This window comes from Xanthomonas sp. SHU 199 (assembly GCF_000364665.1).
GTDB lineage: Bacteria > Pseudomonadota > Gammaproteobacteria > Xanthomonadales > Xanthomonadaceae > Xanthomonas_A > Xanthomonas_A sontii.
Genome location: NZ_AQOI01000364.1, coordinates 1 through 424, shown reverse-complemented (window position 1 = coordinate 424; position 424 = coordinate 1). Strand labels below are relative to the sequence as shown.

1 protein-coding gene is annotated in these 424 nt (G+C 64.4%); it reads left to right on the top strand.

Features of this window, described 5'->3' with window-relative positions:
• Nucleotides 1–2: 2 nt before the first annotated feature.
• Nucleotides 3–424 (top strand): flagellin N-terminal helical domain-containing protein (locus D183_RS0112440; protein WP_017909279.1); only part of this gene is annotated, 422 nt, incomplete at its 3' end.

Below are 424 nucleotides of genomic sequence, written 5' to 3'. Positions count from 1 at the left end.
AAATGGCACAGGTCATCAATACCAACGTAATGTCGCTGAACGCTCAGCGGAACCTCAATACCACCAGCGCCAGCCTGGCGACGACGATCCAGCGCCTGTCCTCGGGCCTGCGCATCAACAGCGCCAAGGACGACGCGGCCGGTCTGGCGATCTCCGAGCGCTTCACCACCCAGATCCGCGGCCTGGACGTGGCCTCGCGCAACGCCAACGACGGCATCTCGCTGGCGCAGACCGCCGAAGGCGCGATGGTCGAAATCGGCAACAACCTGCAGCGTATCCGCGAACTGGCGGTGCAGTCGGCCAACGCCACCAACTCCACCACCGACCGTGGCGCGCTGAACTCGGAAGTCAAGCAGCTGGCCTCGGAAATCGACCGCGTCTCCAGCCAGACCAACTTCAACGGCACCAAGCTGCTGGACGGCTC